This is a genomic window from Arthrobacter sp. Leaf141 (assembly GCF_001424565.1).
In the GTDB taxonomy this organism is placed as follows: Bacteria; Actinomycetota; Actinomycetes; order Actinomycetales; family Micrococcaceae; genus Arthrobacter.
Genome location: NZ_LMOL01000039.1, coordinates 18,843 through 44,579 on the forward strand (window position 1 = coordinate 18,843; position 25,737 = coordinate 44,579).

Genomic DNA, 25,737 nt, shown 5'->3' on the forward strand with positions numbered 1-25,737 from the left:
ACACTTCAGCGTGTTCCGGCGGACGGACGCCGGTAGGCTTCGGGACTATGTCCCCGTTCGTTTCCAAAGTGCGGTCGCCCCTGGCCGGCGGCCTGTTGGCACTTATCCTGGCCGGCTCGGCCGTCCTGCCGCCCGCCATGGCCGGCGAGCCGGCGCCGCCCTCGGGCTATCCCTCGTGGGAGGACGTGCAGCAGGCCAAGGAAACCGAGGCCGGCAAGGCAACGGAAATCGCCAAAATCAACGAACTGCTGACGGGACTGGCAGCACAGGCCGAAACACTCGGCGGCCAGGCCGTAACCGCCGCCGCAGACTATGGCGTGGCCGACGCCGCGCTCCAGGCAGTGGATGCCAGGCTGCTGTCGTTGGCCGCAAAAACCGCAGCAGCCACTGCCGACGTGGACCGGCACCGGAAGGAGCTGGGGGCCCTCGCCGTGCAGTCCTACAAAACAGGCGGCACCAACACAGGGTTCTTCGTGGCCCTGGACGCGTTGGAGCACAACAACGTGCAGGGCCTGAACGTGGTCCAGATGGTAGGCGACAAAACGGCCGCGCTGGTGGAAAGGGCTGCTTCCGCCGCCAAGGTGTCTGAATCCCTCCGCGAACAGGAGCAGGCAGCCCGGACCGAACGCGAACGCCTCACCGCTGAGGCTGCCACGAAACTGAAGGCCGCCCGCGATGCGCAGGCCGGCATGGCCCGGCAGATCGACGACGGGCAACGGCATGGCACCGAACTTACGGCCCAGCTGGCGTCCCTGAAAGGGACCACCGCGGCTGTCGAGGGGGAGTACCGGCAGGGCGTGGAAGCCGAAGCCGCCTACCAGGCCGCGCAGGAAGCCAAGCGCAAGGCTGCCGAAGAACTGGCCCGCCGGCAGGCCGACGACGCCGCCAGGGCAGCTGCGGCCGCTGCCGCTGCAAAACCCGCCCCGGCCAACCCCGCCGCTGCAAAACCCGCCCCGGCGAACCCCGCCCCCGCGAACCCGGCACCGGCGAACCCCGCCCCAGCCCCGCAGGTGCCGGTGGAACCCGTCCGGCCTCCCGTCGTCGTCCCGTCCGTGCCCGGCGGCGCCGTCAATGATCCCGCCGGCGCAAAAAACTACGCGGCGGGCAGGCTGGCCGGTTATGGCTGGGGCCAGGAACAGTTCCCCTGCCTGTCCCAGCTGTGGATGAAGGAGTCCGGCTGGCGGACCACCGCCACCAACCCGAGTTCCGGAGCGTACGGGATTGCCCAGTCCCTGCCCGCAGGAAAGTACGCCAGTGCCGGCAGCGACTGGCTGACCAACTACCGCACCCAGATCGAATGGGGGCTGGGCTACATCAGCGGCCGCTACGGCTCGCCCTGCGCGGCCTGGAACCACTCGATCGCCTACAACTGGTACTGATGGCACGGCCAGGACTGTCGAAGGCCAGCGCCGGCCGGTTCCGGCTGCTCCTTGAAGAGGAGCGCGCCCGGAAACTGGCGCTGGTCGCTGCCCTGCGGGCCGAAATAGCCGGTGCCAGCTCCGCCCGGCAGGACTCCAACGTTGATGACGAGCACGACCCGGAAGGCGCCACCATCGCCTTCGAGCTCTCGCAGGCGTCCGCCCTGGCAGCGCAAAGCGCCGCTGGCCTGGCGCAGGTCGACGCCGCGCTGGCCCGGATTGCCGACGGTACCTACGGGAGCTGCCTCGAGTGCGGCGGGCCCATTGCCGAGGGCAGGCTCGAGGCCAGGCCCTGGACGCCCTACTGCATCAGCCACTCCTCAGCGGGACGGGGCCGGTGACCGCCGGCGGTTCCGTGGGTCCGGCCGTGGAATTCATCGACATCACCTTGCAGAATGAGGGCGCCTGGTACCGGGCGGACGACGTCGGGTCCCGGCTGGGCGGTGTCCTCGCCTCCTACGGGTCGTCCGTGGGTGCCGTGCGGGGCACCATCCGGGACGCGCTGCGGAAGTTCCGGGACCTCGACCACGACGGGATCCTCCTGCTGGCCTCCGCCTTGTGGGCCCGGCCGGCACCCGGCGTACTCCCCGTTTTTGAGCGGCGGCTGGCGGCCGTGGTGCTGCTGCAGACCAGGGTCCGGACCCTGCTGCATTCCGACCTGACCCGCCTTGAAGGGTTCCTTCGCTCCGCGGCTACCGGGGAACTGGCTGACCCGCTGCTCGCCGACGTCGTGGCGCCGATGCTGGCGGGGTTTAGCACCATGGAACGGCGGAAAGCCGAGGTGGTCCTGTCCAGGTGGCGGACCGATCCGGCCGCAGAACTGCGGGACGCCGCAGCGTACCTCGACCAGGCGGTGCCGGGCGCTTCGGCCGGCTGACAGATAAGGAGACATGTCCGTGAACGCATCCCGGGACCTTGAACGGTTCGTGACTGCCCAGGAGGGCGGGGTTTACGACGACGCACTCGCCCAACTCCGCGCAGGCAGCAAAACCGGCCATTGGATGTGGTTCGTGTTTCCCCAGATCGCCGGCCTGGGCCAGAGCCCCACCTCCCGCAGGTACGCCATCAACTCACTGGCTGAGGCGCGCGCCTACCTGCGGCACGGGCTCCTGGGCCCCCGCCTGCTCGAATGCACAGCGGCCCTGATGGTTCAACCCGGCCGGTCGGCCGTCAGCATCCTGGGCAGCATCGATGCACGCAAGCTAAAATCCGCCATGACCCTGTTCCTCCGGGCGGACCCCGGTGAAGCCCTGTTCCAGGCTGTCCTGGACCAGTTCTTCGACGGGGTGCCCGACGCGGCCACGGACTCACTGTTGGCCGGGCTTGCCGGCACCTGAGCCTAGGGGGTGGGGCTGCCGCCGTTGACGTTGAGGGTTTCGCCCACCACGTAACTGGATTCGGCGGAGGCCAGGAACACATAGGCCGGCGCCAGCTCCGCAGGCTGGCCCGCCCGGCCCAACGGCGTGGACTGGCCAAACTCCGGCAGTTCCTCCTTGGGCTGTCCGCTGCTGACCTGCAGCGGAGTCCAGATGGGACCCGGCGCCACGGCGTTGACGCGGATGCCCTTCGGGGCAAGCTGCTGGGCCAAACCCTTGGTGAAGTTGTTGATGCTTGCCTTGGTGGTGGCGTAGTCCACCAGGGTGGGCGAGGGGCTGTAGGCCTGGATGGACGTGGTGTTGATGATGGTGGCACCTGCCGGCAGGTGCGGGACTGCCGCCTTGGTCAGCCAGAACATGGCGTAAACGTTGGTCTTGAGCGTGTGGTCGAACTGTTCGTCGGAAATGTCCGTGAATTCCTCCTGTGCCACCTGCTTGCCGGCATTGTTGACCAATATGTCCAGGCCCCCAAGCTCCGCCAGCGCCGTTTCCACCAGTTCGCGGCAGGTGCCAGCGTCCTTCAGGTCGCCGGGGGCCTGCACGGCTTTCCGGCCCGCCGCCTTGATGATGCCGGCGATCCTCGCGGCGTCCTCTTCCTCTTCGGGCAGGTAAGAGAGCACCACATCGGCGCCTTCGCGGGCGAACGCGATAGCCGTGGCAGCGCCGATGCCCGAGTCAGCCCCGGTGACGATTGCCTTCCGGCCCTCCAGCCGCCCGGATCCGCGGTAGCTGTCCTCGCCCAGATCGGCCGTGGGCGTAAGTTCGGCATCCAGGCCTGGTTCGGGCTGGTGCTGCTTCGGCGGGGAAATCCGTTCGTAGGCTGTCACTGGATTGCGGAACGTGTACTGGTCTGCCATCTGGTTCCTCCTGTTGCCGGGGACGCGGTGGTTCCCGCTGGATGTTCTGATGCTAAAAGCTAAGCATGCTTACATTCCCAGCCTAGGCTCGAACTGCCCCTGCTGCCAACCCGGCGCCGTAGACTGGCCCCACCCGGCACTTGCTGCCGTCCGGACCATCGGCAGGAAGGCGCGCACCGTTGCCCCAACAGGATCTGGCCCCCGCACCCAGGGGCTGGCCGGAAAAACTGCACGACGCCAACCTGGATGGCTACCTGCTGATCGCGGTGGTGGCCTTGGCAGTGTTCCCCCTGCAGGAAAGCATCGGGTTCTGGCCCGTGCTGGTGCTGTTTGTTGTGGCAGGCGGTGCGGGGATGCTGCTTGCCCAACTGGTTTTCCGGCCCGTACAACGGAAGCGGATCGCCATCGACGCCCGGCAGGGGATTTTCGAATGCGCCCAGCGCGCAGCGGACGCGCCGGCGCCGGGCAAGTGGGCCTTCGGATACGCGAAGGTGGAACGTGGCCGGCTGCTGTTCCAGGCCAAGGCAGGGTTCAGCGGCTCCGTCGCAGGCCGCGTGGAAGTCTATCCGGACCCGCGTCCGGCCGGACCTGTGGTGAAGGCTCCCTGGCTGGCGTTTCCCGGCGGGAAGGCCATCACCCTGCACACGGGCCGCGGGCTGCTGGAGCTGGCCGCGTCCGCGACGAGCCTCGAAATGCTTACCGGGCGGTCTGCGGCCTGACCACGTTGACCAATTCCACGTTCCCCAGCCGGCCGGCGTCGGCCACCGCCGTCATGTAGGTGCAGGACGGCTGCCGCCGCCGGTCCGTGGGGGAACCCGGGTTGAGCAACCGCAGTCCCTTGGGCGCGGTGGTGTCCCACGGAATATGGCTGTGGCCGAACACCAGGACGTCCGCCTCCGGATACGCCGCCTCGCAGCGCAGCTCCCGGCCCTTCGCCTGGCCTGTCTCGTGGACCATGGCAAACCGAACGCCTTCCAGGGTGATGCTGGCCGTCTCCGGCAGGCGGTGCCGCAGGTCCGCCCCGTCGTTGTTGCCGTGGACGCCCACCAGGAGCCTGCTCCGCAGCTCCAGCTGGTCCAGGAGTGATACGGCCACCCAGTCGCCGGCGTGGAACACCACATCGGCGTTGTCGACGGCGTCCCACACCTGGGTGGGGAGCTCCCTGGCCCGCTTGGGTACGTGGGTGTCGGCGATTAAAAGCAGTTTTAGCGGCATGAGTGACATCCTGACAGACTGGTGCCATGGATCACTTCACTGCTGCCGGAACGTCCACCACACCGCCTGTCCGTACCGGCCCCCGCGACCCCGGGGACGCCTGGGTGGAAGGCGGCCGCGGCCGCTTCTGGGGCAGGTTCGGCGCGGCAGGTGTTCTGGCCTTCGACCCCGCCAAGGGTGTCCTGCTGCAGCACCGCGCCATCTGGAGCCACAACGGCGGCACCTGGGGCCTGCCGGGCGGCGCGCTGCACCAGCATGAGGACCCCGTGACCGGCGCCCTCCGCGAAGCGAATGAGGAAGCCGCGGTGCCTGCCGACGGGGTGGACGTGCTGTTCACTTCGGTGCTGGACCTGGACTACTGGGCCTACACCACCGTTGTGGTCCTGGTCCGCGAACCGTTCGACCCCGTCATCAGCGATCCCGAGAGCATTGAACTCCAGTGGGTGCCGGTGGCCGGGGTGGAGAACAAGGAACTCCACCCCGGCTTCGCTGCGGCCTGGCCGGGCCTCCGGGAACGCCTGCCGTCACGGCCCGGCGCTTAGTAGTCGGGGCCGTATTCTGCGTTGACCAGGATGGGCAGATGGTCCGAGTTGCCGCGCGGCAGCGTCTCGACGCTGGCGATGTCCAGGCCCAGCGAGGTGGCGAAATCGAAGTGGCCCTTAAAAACCTTGTATCGGGTGTAGGTGCGCCGGTTGCTCAGCGACAGCGCGTATCCCGAGTTCTTCATGTGGATGTCAAGGTTTTTGGTGAAAAACGGGTAGTTGAAGTCGCCCACCATCAGGGTCATCAGGCCTTTGCCCATGCTGAGCAGTTCCGCGTGCGCGGCATGGATCTGCTTGCGGCGCAGCGAATTCGACGCCGTCAGTGGCGCCGCGTGGAACGAGCCGATAACCAGCTCATGCTGGGTCTCGTTGTCCACCACCCGGGTTCCGATCAGCCGCTCGTGGGCCGGGGCAAGGACCCGGTCATGCATCGACTTCTTCAGGGCGAAGGACTGTGTGTCCAACGCCGTGAACCGGCCGGTGCGGTAGTAAATGGCGAGGCCCAGGCGGTTGCCCTTGGTGGAGTCCGCCAGGCGCAGCGGGCCCAGGGTGTCGGGCAGATCCGAGGAATCAACTTCCTGGAGGCACAGCGCATCGATGTCGTGGTTATGGGCCAGGGCAAGGAGTTCACCGCTCGCCTTGTGCTTGCGGAGGTTGTAGCTGATGACGCGCATGGAACACCTCTTCAGAGGGTTGCGAACAGGACCGGTTCCTGAGTCTACCCAGTAGCTTCCCACCTGGCTCTCCCATTTCGCCGCAACCTTGCCCGGGCCGTTTCGCCGCCGGGCGTACGCCGCCCGGCAGATAGAGTTGGCGGACTCCTCAAACACCCCGGAAGGTTCCCGTTGACTGCAGAATCGACCCAGCTGGCCGAAGGCGACTTCTATTACCAGGACCTCGGACGCGGCCGGTTCCGCTCCACCCTGCACGCCCAGGGCGCCTGGAACGAGCACGAGCAACACATGGCGCCCGCCTCCGGGCTGTTGGCCCACGTCCTTGAAAACCACCACCCCCGCCCCGACCTCCGGATGGCGCGGCTCAGCTACGAGATCCTCGGCCTGATCCCCGGCGGCGAATTCCACGTCGAGGCCACCACCCTGCGGCCGGGAAAGACCATCGAGCTGGTGCAGGCCGAACTCGTGGCCGGCGGCAGGACCGCCATCCGGGCCACCGCCTGGCGCCTGGCCACCAGCAACACGGAGGCCGTGGCCGCCGTCGAGGATCCCGCCATACCGGGCCCGGGGGACTGCGGACCGTTTAACGGTGCTGCCGTCTGGCCCGGCGGTTACATCGCATCGCTGGAGATGCGGGTGGCTGGTGGGCACCGGCCCGGGGCCGGCAAGGTCTGGCTCCGGACCCCGCACCCGCTGACCGATGGTCCGGGCGCCGGTGACCTGGCACGGCTGATGGGCCTGGTGGACACCGCCAACGGCATCGCGGCCAGGGTTCCGCCGGGCAAGGACAGCTACGCGTTCCCCAACGTTGACCTGCAGATCCACATGTACCGGCGGCCGGAAGGCGAGTGGCTGGGGCTGGACAATGCGGTGTCGTTCGGACGGGACGGGATCGGCCTCACGTCCACGGTCCTGCACGACAGCCAGGGCCCGTTTGGCCGCGCCGAACAGATCCTGACGCTCCGTAAAACCTGACAACCGGGCCGGTCGGGCGGCCAGCTCCCGGGTGTATCGTTGAGTATCGTTGTATATCGTTCGGCGTTGCAAAGGAGATCATCATGCGTGGTTCATATCCGGCAGGCGGATTCGGCGGCAGCAACAACATGGAGGGCATGTGGCAGGCCGTGGAGGAGTTGCGGTCCCGTTTCGAAAAGCGCGCCGGCACCCGGGCCGGCAAGGGCGAAGTCCGCGCGGCGGTGCTTGCCCTGCTGGCGGAACGACCCATGCACGGCTACCAGATCATCCGTGAAATCGAAGAGCGCAGCGGCGGCAGCTGGAAACCGAGCGCCGGGTCCGTCTACCCCACACTGCAGTTGCTGGCGGACGAGGGATCCATCCGGGCCGAAGAGTCCAACGGCCGCAAAATCTACTCCCTGACCGAAGCCGGCCGCGAGGAAGCTGCGGACTCCCACGCTTCAGCGCCCTGGGAGGAAGCCGGCGCCGCAACGGGCCCGGGGTTCGCCTCGCTCCCCAAGGCCGGCGTGGAGCTGGCGCAGGCAACCGCGCAGGTGGGCCGGACAGGTTCCGCAGAACAGGTGCAGCAGGCCGTCAAGGTCCTTGAAGACGCCCGCCGGCGGATCTATTCGATCCTCGCCCAGGATTGATGGGGGTGGCGTCGGCCCGCCGGGACCGGGCTGATCCGGTGTCCGGGGCCGGAAATACCCGAGCACGCTACCGCAGGATCCTGCGCTTTGCCGCGTGGCACCTGGCGGTGACCTGGTGGTTCGAACTGTTCCTCCCGCGCGTCGGGCTGGTCCGGATCGCCGAGCGGACCCGGACCGCACGGATGCTCAGGTTTGCCCGGCGCTTCCACGACCTCGCCGTTGACCTCGGCGGCCTGATGATCAAGGTGGGCCAGTTCCTCTCGTCCAGGCTGGATGTACTCCCGCCTGAAATCACCACAGAACTCGAAGGCCTCCAGGACGAGGTGCCCCCGGTGTTGTTCGCCGCCATCCGGGCCCTTGCCGAAGCGGAGCTCGGCGCGCCGTTCAGCCAGCGTTTTGCCTGGGTGGAGGAGACGCCCATCGCCGCAGCATCGCTGGGCCAGGCGCACCGCGCCCGGCTCCTCCCCGCTGACGCCGCCGACACCGGGCTGGAGAACGTAGTGGTCAAGGTCCAGCGGCCGGGCATCGACGCGATTGTCGACGTCGACCTGGCCGCCCTGCGCAGGGTGGGCGGCTGGCTCAGCCATTTCCGCCTTGTCTCCGACCGGGTGGACATGCCCGCGCTGGTGGAGGAATTCGCGCAAACGAGCTTCGAGGAGATCGACTACCTGCACGAGGCGGCCGGCTCGGAGCGCTTCGCCGCCGATTTCGCCGGCGATGTCCGGGTGGCGGTTCCCGCCGTCGTTTGGGAGCGGTGCACCCGCCGGGTGCTCACCCTCGAGGACGTCACGGCCATCAAGATCACCGACGTGGAGGCACTGCGGGCTGCGGGCATCGACCCGGTGGACGTGGCGCCGGTTTTTGCTGCCGTGATGTTCGACCAGCTCTTCACCAACGGTTACTTCCATGCCGACCCGCACCCGGGCAACATCTTCGTCACGCCCGTTCCTGCCAGGCCCGGGGAACCGGCCTGGAAACTGACCTTCATCGACTTCGGCATGATGGGCGAGGTCACGGCCGGGACCCGCAGCGGCCTGCGGAAGCTGCTCATCGCTGCCGCTTCCCGCGACGGCAAGGGCCTGGTGGCGGCGATCAGCGACGTGGGGGTGCTGATCCCGTCCGCCGACACCCAGGAGCTGGAACGGGCCATGACGCAGCTCTTCGCCCGGTTCGGCGGCATGGGCTTCGCCGAACTGCGGGAAGTGGATCCCCGCGAGTTCCGGGACTTCGCGGTTGAATTCGGCGACGTGGTGCGGTCGCTGCCGTTCCAGCTGCCGGAGAACTTCCTCCTGATCATCAGGGCCATGTCCCTGACCTCCGGGGTCTGCAGCTCCCTCGACCCGCGGTTCAACCTGTGGGACTCCGTGGAGCCCTACGCGGCCCGCCTGCTGCGCGACGAGCGCGGTAACCTCATCCAGGACGCGGGCCGGCAGGTGCTGGACGTGGCGGGCCTGGCGATCGGACTCCCCAGGCGGCTCGACGGCCTTATCACCAGGGCCGAGGAAGGCTCGCTCGCCGTGGGCAATCCCCGGCTGGAACGCCAGGTGGCGCTGCTCAACCGCGGCGCACGACGGGTCGCTTCGGTCCTGGTCTTCGGCGCCCTGCTGATCGCCGGGGCGGTGGTCCGCGGCGGGGACCCTGGGCTGGGCAACCTCCTGATGCTGGTCTCCGCGCTGCCCCTGCTGCATGGCCTCTGGGTGGGGCGCCGCGGGTGATCCTGTCAGGTCAGCAGGTTTTCGGCGGCCTGCTCAAATAACCTGCTTTCCAGTTTGTCCAGGGTGGCGGCGCTGCCCGCAACTTCGACGGTTCCGTCAGCGGTATCAAGGGGCAGGACCAGTGTCTTGCGTCCCAGCTGATTGAACTTGTCCCAGGCGGTGGGTGCTGACCTGGAACCGGACACCTCTTGCACCTTGAGGTCAAACGCAGCGCCCCTGGCCATGGTGGTTTTACCCAGGACCGGCTGGAACGTCAGCACAATGGCAGCATCCCCCTGTGTGTCTCCGGACAGGATTTTGAGGAGGAAGTTGACGCCACCCGCGGCCGCGACCAGCAGGACCATTAACCAGCGAACGCGTTTGATGCCCATGGTTCCCTATGCCCGGGTGTGGAACACGAGCCAGCCCACCAGGGTGGACAGGCCAGTCAGGACCGCACCCCAGATGACATCCACGATGATCAGCTGCAGGGGCCAGACCTTCAGGGTCGAGGCGTTGGTGAGGTCATAGGTGACATAGGCGAACGCACCCAGCGCGGCGCCGTAGCCCAGGGCCATCAGCCAGCTGCCGCCGTCGAGCGTTGGCCGGAGCGCAAAGAACACGATGCCGGCAATGTACAGGACGTAAAAGGCCACGGCGTACCCTAGGTTGGGCTTGTCCGCCAGCAGCTCACCGATGTGGCTGCGGTAAAACGGGTTCATGACCTTGAGCCAGACGGCGTCGATAACGGCGAACGCGGCGGCCACAACGAGGAATTGCAAGATAACCATAAGGGAGCTTAGCAACATGGCGAACACCGTCCCGGGACCCCGTACCCTCACCGTGGTGCGGCAGGAGGCCTCCCTGGGCGCTGCCCGGGACCTGGAGTTCGGCCTGGAACTGCTGGCGCGCGCGAAAACGGGGGACATCGGCCCCACCCTGAGGCTCTACCGGCCCGCGCCCACCGTGGCCTTCGGCCAGCGTGACACCCGCCTGCCGGGTTTTGACGCGGCCATGCAGGCGTGCCGGGACAACGGCTTCGAACCCCTGGTCCGCAGGGCCGGCGGCCGGGCCGCAGCGTACCACCAGGGCACCCTGGTGGTGGACCACATTGAGCCGGAGCGGGACGCCGTGGCAGGGTCAAAGGCCCGGTTCAGCCACTTCGGGGAGCTCTTCGCCGCGGCCCTGCGCCGCGCCGGCGTACAGGCCGCCGTGGGGGAAATCCCCGGCGAATACTGCCCGGGCGAGTACAGCGTGCACGGCACGGACCCCGTGGACGAAACGCGCAAGGTCAAACTGGTGGGCACCGCGCAGCGCGTGGTGGCGGGCGGCTGGCTTTTCAGCTCGGTGATTGTGGTGGAAAACTCGGCACCCATCCGGAGAGTCCTCACGGACAGCTACGCCGCGCTGGGCCTGGCCTGGGACCCCGCCACGGCGGGCGCTGCGGACGACCTGGTGCCCGGCCTGGATGTGGACGCCGTCGAGGCGGCCCTGCTGGCCACCTACGCGGGCCACGCCACCTTGGCCGAGGCGCCTTTCAGCAGCCTGGGGGCGTGACCCGCGGATTGCGGCTTAGTGGCCGCGGGCGATCCACTCGTCCAGGTTCGGGGCTTCCACCCCGATGGTGGTGGTGTCGCCGTGTCCGGTGCGGACCACCGTTCCGGCCGGCAGGGTCAGCAGTTCCCTGCGGATGGAATCGATGATGGTGGGAAAGTCGCTGTAGGACCGGCCCGTGGCGCCCGGGCCGCCCTGGAACAGGGTGTCGCCGGTGAAAACGGTGCTTTCGCCGGCCGGGCCGTCCGCCAGGTGGAAGGATACGGATCCCGGTGAGTGTCCCGGCGTGTGCAGGGCCTTTAGCTCCAGTCCGGCCACGGTGAAGACTTCGCCGTGGCTGATGCTGTGCTCCGGCTCGGTGCCCGGGTAGACGGCCTGCCACAGCATCAGGTCCTCGGGATGAAGATGGACGGGTGCCGGGACCAGGTCCCGCAGGGCGCCGACGGCGGCGATGTGATCATCGTGCCCGTGGGTCAGGAGGATGGCCTTGAGGTTCCGGCCGGCCACGGCAGCGGCGATGGCCGCGGCGTCGTGGGCCGGGTCGATGACCACGCATTCGGCCTCGTCGCCGACGATCCAGACGTTGTTGTCGACGTCCCAGGTGCCGCCGTCGAGCGAAAACGTTCCGGAGGTGACCAGCTGGTCGATCCGCGCGGTCACAGTTCCACCACCGAGCGCAGGACGGAGCCGGAGTGCATCTTCTCGAAGGCTTCCTCGACCTGGTCAATGCTGATCCGCTCCGTGACGAACGCGTCCAGGTCCAGCTTTCCCTGCAGGTACAGGCTGATGAGCATGGGGAAGTCGCGGGACGGCAGGCAGTCGCCGTACCAGGACGACTTGAGCGATCCGCCGCGGCCGAACACGTCCAGGAGGGGCAGCTCCAGGGTCATCTCCGGGGTGGGCACGCCCACCAGGACCACGGTGCCGGCCAGGTCGCGGGCATAGAACGCCTGCTTGTAGGTCTCGGGCCGGCCGACGGCGTCAATCACCACGTCCGCGCCGAAGCCGCCGGTCAGTTCCCGGATCTGTTCCACGGGGTCGCCTGCCGAGGAGTCAACAGTATGGGTGGCGCCCAGGTCCTTGGCGCGTTCGAGCTTTTTGGCGTCGATGTCCACCGCGATGATGGTGGTGGCGCCTGCGAGCGCAGCGCCGGCGATGGCGGCCACGCCCACGCCGCCGCAGCCGATCACGGCCACGGTGTCCCCGCGCTTGACGCCGCCGGTGTTGATGGCCGCGCCGATCCCCGCCATCACGCCGCAGCCGAGCAGGCCGGCAGCGGCCGCGTCGGCGGCGGGGTCAATTTTGGTGCACTGCCCGGCAGCCACGAGGGTCTTTTCGATGAAGGCGCCGATTCCCAGGGCCGGGGAAAGCTCGGTGCCGTCCTCGAGAGTCATTTTCTGGGTGGCGTTGGCGGTGTTGAAGCAGTACTGCGGCTGGCCCTTGGCGCAGGCCCGGCACTCGCCGCAGACAGCGCGCCAGTTCAGCACCACTTTGTCCCCGGGAGCCACCTCGGTAACGCCGGCTCCAACGGCGCTGACCACACCGGTGGCTTCGTGGCCCAGCAGGAACGGGAAGTCGTCGCTGATCCCGCCCTGCTTGTAGTGCAGGTCCGTGTGGCACACGCCGCTGGTGATGATGTCCACCAGCGCCTCGCCGGGTCCGGGATCGGGGACCAGGATGGTTTCCAGGGTTACCGGGGCACCCTTGGAGCGGGCGACGACACCTTTGACTTTATGGACCACGGAAGGCTCCCTTAACGCAGATAGACAGAACGGGACCAACACGTTGATGTTGGTCCCGTTCTGTCTATCACATGAGGCCGGTGCGGCCGGCGCCGTGGTGCGTTCAGGCCGCCAGGCGGGTCCGGACCTCCGCCGCGGAAGGGTTGGTGGCCGCGGTGCCGTCCGGGAACAGGACCGTGGGGACCGTCCGGTTCCCGCCGTTGAGCTGTTCGACGAGTTCGGCGGTGCCGTCCACTTCCTCGATGTTGATTTCGGTGTAGCCGATGCCCTGCGCGTCCAGTTGCTTCTTGAGCCGGTTGCAGTAGCCGCACCAGGTGGTGGAGAACATGGTGATCGTGCCGGATTCGGGGGTGAAGTCCAAGGAATTCTCCTAAGCGTTGTGTTGTGGCCTCTGTCAGGGTCCTGCTCCCGTCAACGGCAGCGCGTTCCAGCATATTCCCCAGGGGATCCGGCCGGCTCCGGTGCAGGATGACACCGGCAGCCCCCGATGGCATGCTGGTCCAATGTGTGGACGCTATGTGATGGCACGGGCAGTGGGGGACCTGCTGGCGGAGTTCGACGCCGAGCTGGAGGATGAGGTGAGCATCCCGCCGTCGTGGAATGTTGCGCCCACCGACGCCGTCCCCATTGTCCTGGACCGCATCAAGGACGATGCCGCGGCGCCCCGGCAGGTGCGCCAGCTGCATGTGGCGCGCTGGGGCCTGGTGCCGTCCTGGGCCCAGGACCCCGGCATCGGCTCCCGGATGATCAACGCCCGCAGCGAAACCGTGCTGGAAAAGCCTGCGTTCCGCAAGGCGGTCAAATCGCGCCGCTGCGCTGTCCCCGCCGACGGGTATTACGAGTGGAAGCAGGGCACGGGCAAGGCCAAGCAGCCGTACTACGTCCACCCTGGCGAGGGCAGGGGCCTGGTGTTCGCCGGACTGTATGAATGGTGGAAGGATCCGTCCGTTCCGGCGGGGGAGCCGGGCCAGTGGCTGCTCACCACCTCCATCCTGACCGCTGACACGCCGCCTCCCGGCAGCGAGTCCACGGTGTTCGGGAAGCTGACGGCGCTGCACGACAGGGTGCCGCTGCCCATGAGCGCCGAAACCATGGACGCCTGGCTGGAGCCGGACGCCACCGACGCCGCAGGGCTCGTGGACCTGGTGCGGGCCGGCGTCGTGGATGTGGCGGCGGACTGGCAGGTCGACTCCGTGGGGACCGCCGTGGGCAATGTCCGCAACAACGGGCCGGAACTGATCCGGCCCGTTGAAGCGCTCTTTTAGGCTAGAAGCGGATGGCGTCAATGACTTTGACGCGCACGGCCACCAGCGCCGGAACCGCTCCCGCAAGGGCCCCCACCAGGACGGCTGAGCCCAGGCCCAGCAGTGCGGCGTCCACCGGGAACGGCGGATAGGTGCTCAGCCCGGGCGCTATGGTCTTTTCCACCCAGGGGTTTTTGACCACGGCCACCGCCACCATCACGCCCAGCACGCCCGCAAAGGCCGTGGCCACCACGGACTCCATCATGACACCCACAAAAATGCGGTGCGAACTGGCTCCGAAGCTGCGCCGGATGCCGATTTCCCGAACCCGGTAGCGGACCGTGACCATGGAGATATTGAGCATCCCCACGGCCCCCAGCAGGAGGACCAGGCCGGCGATGCCGCCCACGGCAAGCTGGACCACGGCAAACGGGTCGCCCTGGCTGGCGTAGTCCGCCCTGTCCACCTGGATATGCATGCCGGGGAACTGCGCCTGAAGATCGGAGGCGATGGCGGCCTTCAACGGCTCAGCCTGCTCCTGGCCCACCCAGAACTTGAACTGCCCGGACCCGCTGAGCGGGATGTCCGCGGCGGCAGCGGCTGCACTAAGGATGAAGGCCGACGGCGGTGCCTGCTCCCAGTCGTCCGGGACCACGCCGATGATGACGGCCGTCGCCGGGCCCGCGCCCAGGATTCCCACGCCGGGGTTGGTGGTGAGGTTGGGCCTGCCGGCCAGGTTGTAGAACGCCTCATTGACCACCACGGCCGGCGCCAGACGGGTTTCGTCCCCCGCAGTGAACCAGCCGCCCTGTTCCAAGGTGAGGCGGTGGATGGTTCCGTACCCGGGGTCCACCACCTGCAACTGGACCCTGCGCACTCCGGTGGGGAACTGGAAGCCGTTCTCGGCCTGGTCCACCGAGGTGTAGTAATCGATTCCGTACCGGGCCACCATGGCCTGGTAGGCGGCGGTGAGCGTCGCCGCGTCCGGAGCCGTGGGGCCGTACACCCCAACACCCAACGTGGCGGAGCGGCCGCCGTTCCGCTCGGAATTCGCCGTCAGGCCCTCCCGTGCCAGGTTGCCCACGCCCACCACCGATGTCAGGGCCGCAACGGAAAGCGCCACCCCCACCAGGGCCAGGAGGATGCGGGTTTTGTTGATTCGAAGCTCCTGCCAGGCTTCCAGCAGGGCAGAGACAACGCCGGTCATGCCGTTGCCGCCGCAGGGACGGAAAGGGCGGACAGGACGCCCTGGTCGAGGCGGTAGCAGGACCTGGCCAGCGCCGCGACGTTAACGTCGTGGGTGATGGTCACCAAAGCCGCACCCGACTCCGTCGCCACGGTGTCAAGGAGCGCCATGACCGCCTGGCCGGTATCGACGTCGAGCGCCCCCGTCGGTTCGTCGGCGAGGATCAGCCGCGGCCGCCGGACCAGCGCCCGGGCAATCGCCACGCGCTGCTGCTCACCGCCGGACAAAAGGGCGGGATGGGTGCCGGCGCGGTGGGACAGGCCCACCCGGTCCAGCATGTCCATGGCCAGTTCCCTGCGTTTCCAGAAATCCCGGCCCGTGGCGTACATCAGCGGGGTGACCACGTTCTCCAGGGCACTTCGGCCGGGAAGGAGATTGAATTGCTGGAACACAAAGCCAACGGAGCTGCCGCGCAGCCTGGCCCGGGCATTGCCGCTGAGTTGCCGGGCCGGGACGCCCATAAACGTCAGCTCACCGGCAGTAGGCAGGTCCAGCAACCCCAGCAGGTTCAGCAGCGTTGATTTTCCGCAGCCGGAGCGGCCGATGATGGCCGTGTGGTCACCGCTGCAGATGCTCAGGGTGATCCCACGGAGGATGTGCAGCTCCTGATCGTCCGGAAGCAACACCGAACGGGTGACGCCGGCCAGGTCAATCAGTTCTTCAGCCACGCTCAGCCGCCCATGGGGTAAGCGCCGGGAATGCCGGCGTCGGGCTGGCCGGGTGCGCCGGGGACGAACTCCAGGATGGCGTCGCCTTCGGCCAGGCCGGAGACCACCTCCACCATGGCGCCGTCGTTGAGCCCCAGCTTGACGGTGCGTTGTTCCGGTTCGGCTGCGGGCGGTGCTGCGGCGTCGGCGCCGGTTGCAGTGCCGTTGGCAGCACCGTTTGCCGCACCTTCGGGGGCCGGGGCGGCCATCCAGACGATGCCATCAGCGACAGTGCCCCGGACGGCCGTCAACGGGACGGCGATGACGTTCACGGATTCGCCGGCTGTGACCGTCATGGTGGCGCCGAGCCCGGCGAAAACGGTGATGTCCGCAGGAACAGGGCAGCTCAGCCGGCCGGTGGCGGCACCCCCGGCCGCGGGCGCCCCGTTACCCGGCACCGGCATGATGGCTGCGGCAACAGAGCGGGCAACCCCTGCGGTGCCACCGGAGCCGGACCCCTCGGACGCAGCGGCGATGCTGGTCAGGACAGGGTCGGCGCAGCTGAAGGGGGCGGGACCGCCAATCACGCTGATCTCCGCTGAACCTGGTTTGGCCAGCAGCCGGTACTGCTGGGCAGCGTCTACGGTGCCGCTGACGGTGAAAGTGCCCGGATCCACAGTGCCCGCAACCTCGCCCACACTGACCTGCTGGTCAATGATGACGGTAAGGGTCTTCAGCACCCCGGTGGAAGCAGCCAGCACGTTGGTGTAGGTGTACGTGGGCTTCGCGGCGGCCGGCATCGCCGGTGCAGAGTCCTGCTCCGCGTTTCCCCCGGCCGGTGCGACGGCTGCCGGCGCAGTTCCTGCCTCCGGCTGCACCTCGCTGCGCACCTGGAACAGCGGGTCGCCGTTGCGTACGGGTGCGCCGGGCTCGAGGAACACGTGGTTGACGGTGCCTGCGACCGTGTTGCGGACATCGGCCGCGGCGTCACTCTGGACAGTCGCTTCGACTTCCACCCGGTTTGTGACGGTGGTGCGGCTTGCCTGGAACACCGGTGTGGCGATGGTGGCGGCAGGACCGGCGAGGGCAGGTTCTGCCCTGAGCCCGTCCACGAATGCGATCTTCACCAATGCCACGGCAATGACTGCAAAAACCACCAGCCAGGCGATGGGCATGATGACACGCCGGAATATTCTCATTGCTTCCCCCCAATATTTTTACCTCCACGGGATTGCGTCGTGGAGATGCATACGGAGAATATACCTGCTGGTGGGGTGGGGGTTTTTGTCATACGTGCGGCGTTACCCGGCTGCGCCTGATCCGTGGGGGAAGTCGACTCCCGAGGGGATGCTTGGGTACCCTCGGAGCATGGCAACAATTCAAGGAAACGACCGGGATGCCCTCGCCGACAAGGAACAGCTCGCTGCCGTCCGGATTGCCGTAGACGAAGTGGATGACCAGATTGTCACCCTCATCGCCCGCCGCGAACGGCTGATCCGCATCGCCGGAACGCTGAAGGGTGATGACGCGGAGGTCCGCGCGCCGGGCCGCGTTGAACGGATCATCGAACACGTCCGTACCGCAGCGGAACGCAAGGACATCGATCCGGACATCGTTGAGTCCACGTACCGCGCCATGATTTCCGGGTTCATCGAACTCGAAATGCGTGTCCACAAGGAAAGCAGCTGACCCTTCCGGTCAGCTGCCCGCTTCACCTGCCTGCCCCACCCCCTGCGTTGTCCTATCACTTATGGTCCCCAAATCGGCTTTTGGGGAGCCAAAGTGATAGCGCAACGAGGTGGACTGCGGCATATATCAGAGTGCCTCCCGGACCGGAACCCCCGATTGGAATTCGCGCCCGTCAGCGTCGCTGAAGGCGGACATCACATGGCCTTTGCCCAGGCCGTGGACCGCAGCCATGGGGAAGTTGCCGGTAATGCTGCTGCCTGAATGGGACACCCCGGCCAGGTCGTAGTTCTCCTCAGTGCCCTGCTCATGGCTGAACGAGTAGAACGCGATGGGTTCGCCGTTCATGAATTCAATGCCCAGCCGCCGCTGGGAAGAGTAGTCAGGACTGGCCGCCACCAGCCCCACCACATAGGCGCCGGAACCCGGGATATTGCCCTCCACCTCGAAAGTGGCCACCAAAGTGGCGTCCTGGGCTTCGATGCTGACCTGCTTGAGGAGTGCGTCATGGGTGCTCATGGCACCATCCTGCTCCCTGCCGCCCGGTCCGTCCACCCTGCCTATGTTTTGGCCATGGGGGAGCGTAGGATTGGATTTATTCGAACACATATTCGAATAAATCCAATCTGCGGGTCAGGAGGCACCATGGGCTTGTTCAGCGAATCCGTGGACGTAGCCTGCTCGGCGGACGGCCAGCCGGAAAGCGTCCTGTGGTCCGGACGCTCCTATTCCGTCTGCGCCGAATCAGTCCGCTGGTATGAACGCCGCCAGTGGTGGGCTGAGGAAAGCCGCGTCCCGTTGGGCAGCGGGCCGGGGATGGTGGATCACGAAATCTGGCGGATCCAGGTGGTTCCCGTCCCGCCCGCCGGGAAAAGCACTCCTGTTCCAATGGAACCGCTCACCCTCGACCTCACCCGGCACGCCGCCAGTGGCCGATGGCGGCTCCTCCGTATCCACGATGCCCTGCGCCTCAACGACACCTCGGGTCCCAAAACAGCATGAGCTTTACGCATTTACACGTTTCCACCGCCTTCAGTGCCCACTACGGGGTGTCATGGCCGGAGGAACTGGCACAGGCTGCCAAGGCTGACGGGGCCACCGCGCTCGCCTGCACCGACCGGGACGGGCTCTACGGAACCATCAAGCACCTCAGGGCATGCATGGCTGAAGGCCTGGATGCCATCGTGGGGGTGGACCTCGCCGTCTTTGATGACGACGGCGACCACCGCACCCAGGTGGCGGGACGGGTGGTGGTCCTGGCCCGGGGCCACAATAACGGCGCCGGGTACCGGGCCCTGTGCCGGCTGGTCTCGGACGCCCATGCCCGCACGTCCGGAAAAGCCGGGGGAGCGGTTCCTGTCGCCGTCACCCGGGCGGAACTGGCTTCACGCACCCTGGACCCATTGACCCTCAAACCCGTCCTGACTGTACTGATCGGTCCCGACTCGGATGTGGGACGGGCCATGGGCGGCAGGCGGTACCTCCGGCCCCGCACACTCTTCAAAGCCTGGCTCGATGCCATGCCGGCCGGAACTGTGGTTACCGAGATTGTCACCCAGCTCAGCACCCCGGGCATGCCCCTCAGCACAGCACATGCCGTGCGGATGCTCAGGCTCGCGGAGGAACACCACGTCCCGGCCATTCTGACCAACGCGGTGCGTTACTGCGGCGCTGACGGTGCACCCACCGCTGATGTGCTGGACTCTGCCCGGACCCTCAAATCCCTCCCCGAGCTGGCGGCTGAACCCATCCTGCAACCCACAGGCCAGGGTTGGCTCAAAACGGGGGAGCAGATGCTCCGCCTGGGCAAGGAAGTCATTGCCGCCTCAGGCTTCGGGACAGCGGACCTCACACAGCTGATGGCACAAACCGAGGCGCTCGCCGATCGGTGCCGGATGGATCCGCACACCGACATGGGATGGAAGCAGCCGGTGGTCCCTGAGGCCTCGGTCCTTGGCATCAGCCAGCACCCGCATACCGAACTGGCCCAACGCTGCGAGGCCGGAATTACCCGGCGGTTCCCCGGCATTGCCGGCAGCCAGGAGGCCGAGATGAAAAACCGGCTGGAGCACGAGCTGGGCATCATCAGCAACCTCGGCTTCTCCGCCTATTTCCTCACCGTGGCGGAGGTTTCCCGGATGATCCAGGACATGGGGGTCCGGGCCGCTGCGCGCGGGTCCGGGGCCTCGAGCCTGGTCAACTACCTGATCGATGTGAGCCAGGTGAACCCGCTCCAGCACGATCTCATCTTTGAACGCTTCCTGTCCCGGGACCGCGCCACCCTCCCGGACATTGACATCGACGTCGAAAGCGCTGAACGGCACAACGTCTACCACCGGATCTTCAAACGGTTCGGCTCGGAACGGGTCACCCTCATGAGCATGCAGAACGGATACCGGGCCAGGGGCGCCGTCCGGGACGCCGGCATGGCGCTGGGCATGGACGACGGCGAAGTGGGCGAAATCGCCAAACAGCTGTGGCGTTTCTCCGCCCGGAAATTCCGGGAAGCGCTGCAGGAGAAACCCGAACTGCGCCAGTTCGCAGGCCGGGTTGAACAGCGGGACACGGACGGAAACCAGCAGCTGGACCTCCTGGTTGACCTGACGGAACGCCTGGACCGGCTGCCGCGGCACATCTCCATGCACCCCTGCGGAGTGATCCTGGGGGATGCCACCCTGCTGGACCGCACCCCTGTCCAACCCAGTGGGCTGGGCCTTCCCATGAGCCAGTTCGACAAGCACGACATGGACCCCATGGGCATGCTCAAACTTGATGTCCTGGGGGTCCGGATGCAAAGCGCCATGGCTTTCGCTGTCCGGGAAATCATCCGCATCCACCCCTCCAAAACCCAGGTGGTGGCTGCCGGCAGCCACCCGGTAGGCCCGGACGGGGCTGGACCCGACTACATCGCCGCTGACGGCGCCATTGACCTGAACGCCGTCCCCCTGGACGATGAGGCCACCTTCGAGCTGATCAGGAGCACCCATACGCTGGGATGCTTCCAGATCGAATCGCCGGGCCAGCGTGAGCTGATCGGCAAAATGGCGCCCCGGGAATTCAACGACCTCATCATCGACATTTCACTGTTCCGGCCAGGTCCCATGAAGTCGGACATGGTGCGGCCGTTCCTGGAGCACCGGCACGGGTTCGCCCCGGAGGTGTACCCCCATCCGGACCTGAAACCAGTCCTCGCCGAAACCCACGGTGTCACCGTGTTCCACGAACAGATCCTGAAGACCTTTAACGTCATGACCCATTGCGGGTTGGCGAAAGCCGACGAATTCCGCCGTGCCCTGGGTAACGAAGCCAAAGAACCCCTGGTGGAGGCCTTCTTCCGCAAAGCGGCCAGGGAACGCAACTACACCCCGGAGGTGGTGGACAAGGTCTGGGGAACGCTGAAGGCCTTCGGCAGCTTTGGCTTCTGTAAGGCCCACGGGGCGGCCTTCGCCGTGCCCACCTACCAGTCCGCCTGGCTGAAAGCCCACCACCCCGAGGCCTTCCTGGCAGGGTTGTGGGAGCACGATCCCGGGATGTATCCCAAGCGGCTGCTGGTGGCGGAAGCCCGGCGCCTTGGCATTCCCATCCTGCCTTTGGACATCAACCGCAGCGGTGCCCAATACCGGGTGGAGCGGGTCGACGCCGGAAAGGACGCCGGGAAACTGGGCATCCGGCTGAGCCTGAACGGGATCTACGGGTTGTCAGCCACCGAACTTAAAAGGATCGTGGCGGGGCAGCCCTTTGACTCCCTCGCCGACCTGAGGGCACGGTCCCGGGTCAGCAAACCCACCATCAAACGGCTGGCACAGCTTGGCGCGTTCGATTTCCTGCACCGCGAAGCCGGCGGAACAGCCAACCGGGCCGACCTGGTGCACCACCTGCAGCAGATGCAGGGCAAAGGAACCCGGAAGGGCATCGAAGTCCTGGAAGGACAGCTTGCGTTGCCCTTGGGGGACGTGGAACTGCAGAACATCAAACCCGGCCTGCCTGCACCCACCCTGGTGGAAAACGTCCGGGCAGAACTCGACCTGATTGCCATGGACGTCAGCAGCCACCTGATGGACAGCCACCGGCCCATGCTGGACAGGCTGGGCGTGACCACAGCAGACAAGCTGCTGTCGCTGCGTAACGGCACGGAGGTCCTGGTTGCGGGCGTGCGGATCGCCACCCAGACCCCGCCGATGCGCGGCGGCAAGCGGGTGGTGTTCATCAGCATCGACGACGGCACCGGCTGCATCGATTCGGTGTTTTTCCACGAGGCGCAGGAAAACGCCGGGCTGCTCCTTTTTGGCACCCGGCTGCTGCTGATCCGCGGCACCACCCGGCGCACAGGCCCCCGCGGAATCAGCCTGAGCGCCAGCATGGCCTGGGACCTGGGGCAGCCGGAATCGTTGCCCTTCCCGGACCCCAACAGGCCCGGCACTGACGTGGAACATCCCCTGGACGGCATCAGCCGCACGCTGGCCATCACTGGATTCAGCGGCTGATGCCCGAGTGTGCCGCGTTGGTGGCCCCCCGCGGAACCGATAGCATTGACGGTGGCTGGCTGTGGTCCCCGTATGCCACAAGCTATGAAGCCTACAACTTTGAATAGGAGACACCCGTGTCAGATGCCCAGCAGATCACCCTCATCGTCGATGGCGAAGAGACCAAGGTGACTACCGGGACAACCGGTGCGGAGCTCTTTTTTGAACGCCGCGAGGTGGTTGTTGCCCGTGTCGACGGCGTCCTGAAGGACCTGGACCAGGAACTCCCCAACGGTGCCAGCATCGAAGCCGTCACCATCGATTCCCCCGACGGCCTGGACGTGCTCCGCCACTCCACCGCCCACGTGATGGCCCAGGCCGTCCAGCAGCTGCGCCCCGACGCCAAGCTGGGCATCGGCCCGTACATCACGGACGGTTTCTATTTCGACTTCGACGTGGCCGAGCCCTTCACCCCCGAGGACCTCAAGACCCTCGAGAAGATGATGCTCAAGATCGTCAACCAGAACCAAAAGTTCGTCCGCCGTGTGGTCACCGAGGACGAAGCCCGCGAAGCCATGAAAAACGAGCCCTACAAACTCGAACTGCTGGGCAAGAAAAACGACGCCGCAGACGCAGGCGAAGGCGTGAACGTCGAGGTGGGTGCCGGCGAGATCACCATCTACGACAATGTTGAACGCAAGGAAGGCACCACCGTCTGGTGCGACCTGTGCCGCGGCCCGCACCTGCCCAACACCAAACTCATTTCCAATGCGTTCGCGCTGACCCGCTCGTCCTCCGCCTACTGGCTGGGTGACCAGAAAAACCAGCAGCTCCAGCGGATCTACGGCACGGCCTGGCCCACCAAGGACGACCTGAAGGCCTACCAGGAGCGCATCGCCGAAGCCGAACGGCGCGACCACCGGAAGCTCGGCGTCGAGCTTGACCTGTTCTCCTTCCCGGACGAACTGGGTTCGGGCCTGCCGGTCTTCCACCCCAAGGGCGGCATCATCCGCAAGGAGATGGAGGACTACTCCCGCCAGCGCCATGTGGAAGCCGGCTACGAGTTTGTCTACACCCCGCACATCACCAAGGGCCACCTCTACGAAGTCTCCGGGCACCTGGACTGGTACAAGGACGGCATGTTCCCGGCCATGCACGTGGACGCCGAACTCAACGAGGACGGCACCGTGCGCAAGCCCGGCCAGGACTATTACCTGAAGCCGATGAACTGCCCCATGCACAACCTGATCTTCCGCTCCCGCGGCCGCTCCTACCGGGAACTGCCGCTGCGGCTCTTCGAATTCGGCTCCGTGTACCGGTACGAAAAGTCCGGGGTGGTGCACGGCCTCACCCGGGTACGCGGCATGACCCAGGACGATGCCCACATCTACTGCACCCGCGAACAGATGAAGGAAGAGCTCACCAAAACGCTCACCTTCGTTCTTGGGCTGCTCAAGGATTACGGCCTGAACGACTTCTACCTGGAACTGTCCACCAAGGACCCCGTCAAGTACGTGGGCGACGACGACACCTGGGAAGAAGCCACCAGGACCCTCGCCGAGGTGGCCCAGGAGTCCGGGCTGGACCTGGTCCCGGATCCGGGAGGCGCAGCCTTCTACGGCCCCAAGATCTCCGTGCAGGCCAAAGACGCGCTGGGCCGCACCTGGCAGATGTCCACGATCCAGCTGGACTTCAACCTTCCGGAGCGCTTCGAACTGGAATTCCAGGCCGCGGACGGCACCCGCCAGCGTCCCGTGATGATCCACCGGGCGCTCTTCGGTTCCATCGAACGGTTTATGGGCGTGCTGACCGAACACTACGCCGGCGCGTTCCCGGCCTGGCTCGCGCCGGTCCAGGTGGTGGGCATCCCCGTGGCGGAAACGTTCAACGAATACATGTTCGACGTCGTCGACCAGCTGAAGGCGGCCGGTATCCGGGCCGAGGTGGATACATCCTCCGACCGCTTCCCGAAGAAGATCCGCACCGCCAGCAAGGACAAGATCCCGTTTGTGCTCATCGCCGGCGGTGACGACGCCGATGCCGGGGCCGTCTCATTCCGCTTCCGCGACGGAAGCCAGGACAACGGTGTGCCGGTCGCGGAAGCCGTCAAGCGGATCACGGAAGCCGTCCGTAACCGGACCAGCTAAGGGAACGGAACAGCACCGTGCAGGAGAACACAGGCGCCGGGTACCCCGGTGATGCCGCAGTGACGGACGACTTCGACCTCGCCGGTGTCCCGGATGCCTTCCAGCGTCTGTGGACTCCGCACCGGATGGCCTACATCAAGGGTGGCCAGCATCAGTTCAAGGGCGAGAACGACTGCCCGTTCTGTGTGGGTCCCGGCCGCAGCGACCAGGAATCCCTGATTGTGTACCGGGGCCGGACCTGCTACGTGGTGCTTAACCTTTTCCCATACAACCCGGGCCACCTGCTGGTGTGCCCGTACCGGCACATCCCGGACTACACCGATTTGACGGTTGAGGAGACAGCGGAATTCGCCGACCTCACCCAGACGGCCATGCGGGTGCTGCGTAAGGTGTCCAACCCCGGCGGCTTTAACCTCGGCATGAACCAGGGTGTGGTGGGCGGCGCGGGAATCGCCGCCCACCTGCATCAGCACATTGTGCCGCGCTGGGGTGGCGACGGGAACTTCTTCCCCATCATCGCCCAGACCAAAGCCATCACCCAGACGCTGGACGAGGTCCGCCAGCAGGTGGCCGATGCCTGGCCCGGGGAGACGGATGCTTAACAGGCATGCCCGCGGGTTCTTTACCGCGTTGTTCACCCCGTTTGCCCGCTGGCTCCTTCGAATTGGTGTTTCCCCGGATGCGGTAACCGTCATTGGCACCGCGGGCGTGGTGGCGGGTGCCCTGGTGTTTTATCCACTGGGACAGCTCTGGTGGGGCACGCTGTTCATCACCGCCTTCATTTTCTCCGACGTCCTGGACGGCATCATGGCCAGGATGCAGGAAACCGGGGGCCGGTGGGGCAACTTCCTGGACTCCACCCTGGACCGCGTGGCTGATGGTGCGCTCTTTGCCGGGGTGGCGGTCTGGTTCTTCACCGGCGGTGGGAATACGCCAATCGCCGTGGCCGCCGTCGTCTGCCTGGTCCTGGGCATGGTGGTCTCCTATGCCCGTGCCAAAGCCGAGTCGCTGGGCTTCACCGCGAACACAGGAATCGCCGAACGTGCGGAGCGCCTCGTGTCGGTGCTGGTGGTGACCGGTTTCACCGGCCTGGGCCTGCCAGCGGTGGTGCTGCTGGTGACGCTGCTCCTGCTCGCTGCGGCCAGCCTGGTGACAGTCATCCAGCGGGTGGTTTCGGTCCGCCGGCAGGCCTTCGCCGAACCCTCACCGGCCGATTAACATAGCCGTTACCTGATTAAGCCGGCCAGCGGTGGTGGGACTAGTATTAGCTCTGCCCGATCAATGGATCCGGCAATCCGTGTGTCCGGCAGGTGCGTCGAAGGCCGCCTGCACACCCGGCGAAGGTCATCTATCTACCCATAGGGGTTTTTGTGTCTACACCTGATGTAAGCAACGGGGCCGGTTCGTCCGCGAACAGCGTTACGGGCAGCAACCGCGTGAAGCGCGGCATGGCCGAGATGCTCAAGGGCGGCGTCATTATGGACGTTGTCAACGTTGAACAGGCCCGCATCGCCGAGGACGCCGGTGCCGTGGCCGTGATGGCCCTGGAACGCGTTCCGGCCGATATCCGCGCCCAGGGCGGCGTCTCCCGCATGTCCGATCCCGACATGATTGACGCCATCATCGAT

General features: G+C 66.6%; 29 protein-coding genes and 1 pseudogene. 18 read left to right on the forward strand and 12 right to left on the reverse strand.

Annotated elements, in window-relative coordinates:
* The first annotated feature begins 47 nt into the window (after nucleotides 1–47).
* From ASF72_RS17605 to ASF72_RS17620, 4 genes are read left to right on the forward strand one after another with little or no spacing between them, the layout of a single operon-like run.
* Nucleotides 48–1,379: a coiled-coil domain-containing protein gene (locus ASF72_RS17605; RefSeq protein WP_056601075.1), complete on the forward strand. Its 1,332-nt coding sequence runs from the start codon at nucleotides 48–50 to the stop codon at nucleotides 1,377–1,379.
* On the forward strand, nucleotides 1,379–1,759 hold the full coding sequence (locus ASF72_RS17610; RefSeq protein ID WP_050687968.1) for a TraR/DksA family transcriptional regulator: 381 nt from the start codon (nucleotides 1,379–1,381) through the stop codon (nucleotides 1,757–1,759). The genes ASF72_RS17605 and ASF72_RS17610 overlap by 1 nt, the downstream gene beginning before the upstream one ends.
* Nucleotides 1,756–2,295 (forward strand): DNA alkylation repair protein, encoded by a 540-nt coding sequence (locus ASF72_RS17615; protein ID WP_056601076.1) that lies wholly within the window; start codon nucleotides 1,756–1,758, stop codon nucleotides 2,293–2,295. The genes ASF72_RS17610 and ASF72_RS17615 overlap by 4 nt, the downstream gene beginning before the upstream one ends.
* 13 nt (nucleotides 2,296–2,308) lie before the next feature.
* Nucleotides 2,309–2,755: a DUF1810 domain-containing protein gene (locus ASF72_RS17620; RefSeq protein WP_056601077.1), complete on the forward strand. Its 447-nt coding sequence runs from the start codon at nucleotides 2,309–2,311 to the stop codon at nucleotides 2,753–2,755.
* Nucleotides 2,756–2,757: 2 nt separating this feature from the next.
* Here the strand turns inward: ASF72_RS17620 and ASF72_RS17625 are convergent, their stop codons facing one another.
* Complete coding sequence (locus ASF72_RS17625; RefSeq protein WP_056601078.1) at nucleotides 2,758–3,651, reverse strand: glucose 1-dehydrogenase; 894 nt, start codon at nucleotides 3,649–3,651, stop codon at nucleotides 2,758–2,760.
* Between the two features lie 179 nt (nucleotides 3,652–3,830).
* On the opposite strand from ASF72_RS17625, the gene ASF72_RS17630 reads away from it, so the two are divergent.
* Nucleotides 3,831–4,370 carry a hypothetical protein gene (locus ASF72_RS17630; protein ID WP_056601079.1) on the forward strand — a complete coding sequence of 180 codons (540 nt, stop codon included), beginning with the start codon at nucleotides 3,831–3,833 and terminating at the stop codon, nucleotides 4,368–4,370.
* On the opposite strand, the gene ASF72_RS17635 is transcribed toward ASF72_RS17630, so the two are convergent.
* Nucleotides 4,348–4,866, reverse strand: coding sequence for a metallophosphoesterase family protein (locus ASF72_RS17635; RefSeq protein ID WP_056601080.1), 519 nt, complete (start codon nucleotides 4,864–4,866; stop codon nucleotides 4,348–4,350). The genes ASF72_RS17630 and ASF72_RS17635 overlap by 23 nt on opposite strands.
* Before the next feature lie 26 nt (nucleotides 4,867–4,892).
* Here ASF72_RS17635 and ASF72_RS17640 point away from each other — a divergent pair, with 26 nt between their 5' ends.
* Nucleotides 4,893–5,408, forward strand: a complete 516-nt coding sequence (locus ASF72_RS17640; RefSeq protein WP_056601081.1) for an NUDIX domain-containing protein — start codon at nucleotides 4,893–4,895, stop codon at nucleotides 5,406–5,408.
* On the opposite strand, the gene ASF72_RS17645 is transcribed toward ASF72_RS17640, so the two are convergent.
* On the reverse strand, nucleotides 5,405–6,082 hold the full coding sequence (locus tag ASF72_RS17645; protein ID WP_050687962.1) for an endonuclease/exonuclease/phosphatase family protein: 678 nt from the start codon (nucleotides 6,080–6,082) through the stop codon (nucleotides 5,405–5,407). The genes ASF72_RS17640 and ASF72_RS17645 overlap by 4 nt on opposite strands.
* A gap of 171 nt (nucleotides 6,083–6,253) precedes the next feature.
* Between ASF72_RS17645 and ASF72_RS17650 the strand changes: the two genes are divergently transcribed.
* From ASF72_RS17650 to ASF72_RS17660, 3 genes are all read left to right on the forward strand, one after another.
* Complete coding sequence (locus ASF72_RS17650) at nucleotides 6,254–7,057, forward strand: thioesterase family protein (protein WP_056601082.1); 804 nt, start codon at nucleotides 6,254–6,256, stop codon at nucleotides 7,055–7,057.
* An 83-nt stretch (nucleotides 7,058–7,140) separates the two neighbouring features.
* Complete coding sequence (locus ASF72_RS17655) at nucleotides 7,141–7,686, forward strand: PadR family transcriptional regulator (protein WP_050687960.1); 546 nt, start codon at nucleotides 7,141–7,143, stop codon at nucleotides 7,684–7,686.
* A complete protein-coding gene (locus tag ASF72_RS17660) occupies nucleotides 7,686–9,401 on the forward strand; it encodes an ABC1 kinase family protein (RefSeq protein ID WP_050687959.1) in 1,716 nt (571 codons plus the stop codon). Before ASF72_RS17655 ends, ASF72_RS17660 begins: the two co-directional genes overlap by 1 nt.
* A gap of 5 nt (nucleotides 9,402–9,406) precedes the next feature.
* On the opposite strand, the gene ASF72_RS17665 is transcribed toward ASF72_RS17660, so the two are convergent.
* Both ASF72_RS17665 and ASF72_RS17670 read right to left on the reverse strand, forming a co-directional pair.
* On the reverse strand, nucleotides 9,407–9,772 hold the full coding sequence (locus tag ASF72_RS17665) for a hypothetical protein (protein ID WP_157371069.1): 366 nt from the start codon (nucleotides 9,770–9,772) through the stop codon (nucleotides 9,407–9,409).
* Between the two features lie 6 nt (nucleotides 9,773–9,778).
* Nucleotides 9,779–10,171, reverse strand: coding sequence for a DUF2177 family protein (locus ASF72_RS17670; protein WP_050687957.1), 393 nt, complete (start codon nucleotides 10,169–10,171; stop codon nucleotides 9,779–9,781).
* Between the two features lie 16 nt (nucleotides 10,172–10,187).
* Here ASF72_RS17670 and ASF72_RS17675 point away from each other — a divergent pair, with 16 nt between their 5' ends.
* Nucleotides 10,188–10,937 carry a lipoate--protein ligase family protein gene (locus ASF72_RS17675; protein ID WP_050687956.1) on the forward strand — a complete coding sequence of 250 codons (750 nt, stop codon included), beginning with the start codon at nucleotides 10,188–10,190 and terminating at the stop codon, nucleotides 10,935–10,937.
* A 15-nt stretch (nucleotides 10,938–10,952) separates the two neighbouring features.
* Here ASF72_RS17675 and ASF72_RS17680 read toward each other — a convergent pair whose 3' ends face one another.
* From ASF72_RS17680 to ASF72_RS17690, 3 genes are all read right to left on the reverse strand, one after another.
* Entirely contained in the window at nucleotides 10,953–11,594 is a 642-nt protein-coding gene (locus ASF72_RS17680; protein ID WP_050687955.1) for an MBL fold metallo-hydrolase, read from the reverse strand.
* Nucleotides 11,591–12,676, reverse strand: a complete 1,086-nt coding sequence (locus tag ASF72_RS17685; RefSeq protein WP_056601086.1) for an S-(hydroxymethyl)mycothiol dehydrogenase — start codon at nucleotides 12,674–12,676, stop codon at nucleotides 11,591–11,593. Before ASF72_RS17685 ends, ASF72_RS17680 begins: the two co-directional genes overlap by 4 nt.
* 103 nt (nucleotides 12,677–12,779) lie before the next feature.
* Nucleotides 12,780–13,037 carry a mycoredoxin gene (locus tag ASF72_RS17690; protein ID WP_050684421.1) on the reverse strand — a complete coding sequence of 86 codons (258 nt, stop codon included), beginning with the start codon at nucleotides 13,035–13,037 and terminating at the stop codon, nucleotides 12,780–12,782.
* A 142-nt stretch (nucleotides 13,038–13,179) separates the two neighbouring features.
* Between ASF72_RS17690 and ASF72_RS17695 the strand changes: the two genes are divergently transcribed.
* The gene (locus ASF72_RS17695; RefSeq protein WP_082484502.1) at nucleotides 13,180–13,941 is read left to right on the forward strand and encodes an SOS response-associated peptidase; all 762 of its coding nucleotides are present in this window, start codon (nucleotides 13,180–13,182) and stop codon (nucleotides 13,939–13,941) included.
* A gap of 1 nt (nucleotide 13,942) precedes the next feature.
* Here the strand turns inward: ASF72_RS17695 and ASF72_RS17700 are convergent, their stop codons facing one another.
* Genes ASF72_RS17700 through ASF72_RS17710 form a run of 3 tightly spaced genes read right to left on the reverse strand, consistent with a single transcriptional unit; the run spans nucleotide 13,943 to nucleotide 17,012 of the window.
* Nucleotides 13,943–15,127, reverse strand: coding sequence for an ABC transporter permease (locus tag ASF72_RS17700; protein WP_056601088.1), 1,185 nt, complete (start codon nucleotides 15,125–15,127; stop codon nucleotides 13,943–13,945).
* Nucleotides 15,124–15,834, reverse strand: a complete 711-nt coding sequence (locus tag ASF72_RS17705; protein ID WP_231686005.1) for an ABC transporter ATP-binding protein — start codon at nucleotides 15,832–15,834, stop codon at nucleotides 15,124–15,126. The genes ASF72_RS17700 and ASF72_RS17705 overlap by 4 nt, the downstream gene beginning before the upstream one ends.
* A gap of 2 nt (nucleotides 15,835–15,836) precedes the next feature.
* A complete protein-coding gene (locus ASF72_RS17710) occupies nucleotides 15,837–17,012 on the reverse strand; it encodes a hypothetical protein (RefSeq protein ID WP_162242821.1) in 1,176 nt (391 codons plus the stop codon).
* Nucleotides 17,013–17,181: 169 nt separating this feature from the next.
* On the opposite strand from ASF72_RS17710, the gene ASF72_RS17715 reads away from it, so the two are divergent.
* Complete coding sequence (locus ASF72_RS17715; RefSeq protein WP_050684425.1) at nucleotides 17,182–17,502, forward strand: chorismate mutase; 321 nt, start codon at nucleotides 17,182–17,184, stop codon at nucleotides 17,500–17,502.
* A gap of 126 nt (nucleotides 17,503–17,628) precedes the next feature.
* Here the strand turns inward: ASF72_RS17715 and ASF72_RS17720 are convergent, their stop codons facing one another.
* Nucleotides 17,629–18,018, reverse strand: a complete 390-nt coding sequence (locus ASF72_RS17720; RefSeq protein WP_050684426.1) for a hypothetical protein — start codon at nucleotides 18,016–18,018, stop codon at nucleotides 17,629–17,631.
* Between the two features lie 126 nt (nucleotides 18,019–18,144).
* On the opposite strand from ASF72_RS17720, the gene ASF72_RS17725 reads away from it, so the two are divergent.
* The 6 genes and pseudogenes from ASF72_RS17725 to ASF72_RS17750 all read left to right on the forward strand — a co-directional run.
* Complete coding sequence (locus tag ASF72_RS17725) at nucleotides 18,145–18,501, forward strand: DUF6504 family protein (protein ID WP_050684427.1); 357 nt, start codon at nucleotides 18,145–18,147, stop codon at nucleotides 18,499–18,501.
* Nucleotides 18,498–21,983: a DNA polymerase III subunit alpha gene (locus ASF72_RS17730; protein ID WP_056601090.1), complete on the forward strand. Its 3,486-nt coding sequence runs from the start codon at nucleotides 18,498–18,500 to the stop codon at nucleotides 21,981–21,983. Before ASF72_RS17725 ends, ASF72_RS17730 begins: the two co-directional genes overlap by 4 nt.
* A 116-nt stretch (nucleotides 21,984–22,099) precedes the next feature.
* A complete protein-coding gene (thrS, locus tag ASF72_RS17735; RefSeq protein WP_056601091.1) occupies nucleotides 22,100–24,109 on the forward strand; it encodes a threonine--tRNA ligase in 2,010 nt (669 codons plus the stop codon).
* A gap of 17 nt (nucleotides 24,110–24,126) precedes the next feature.
* Entirely contained in the window at nucleotides 24,127–24,711 is a 585-nt protein-coding gene (locus tag ASF72_RS17740) for an HIT family protein (protein ID WP_050684430.1), read from the forward strand.
* Nucleotides 24,704–25,327 (forward strand): phosphatidylinositol phosphate synthase, encoded by a 624-nt coding sequence (gene pgsA, locus ASF72_RS17745; RefSeq protein WP_050684431.1) that lies wholly within the window; start codon nucleotides 24,704–24,706, stop codon nucleotides 25,325–25,327. The genes ASF72_RS17740 and pgsA overlap by 8 nt, the downstream gene beginning before the upstream one ends.
* 152 nt (nucleotides 25,328–25,479) lie before the next feature.
* A pseudogene (locus ASF72_RS17750) lies at nucleotides 25,480–25,737 on the forward strand (pyridoxal 5'-phosphate synthase lyase subunit PdxS); the annotation flags it as partial.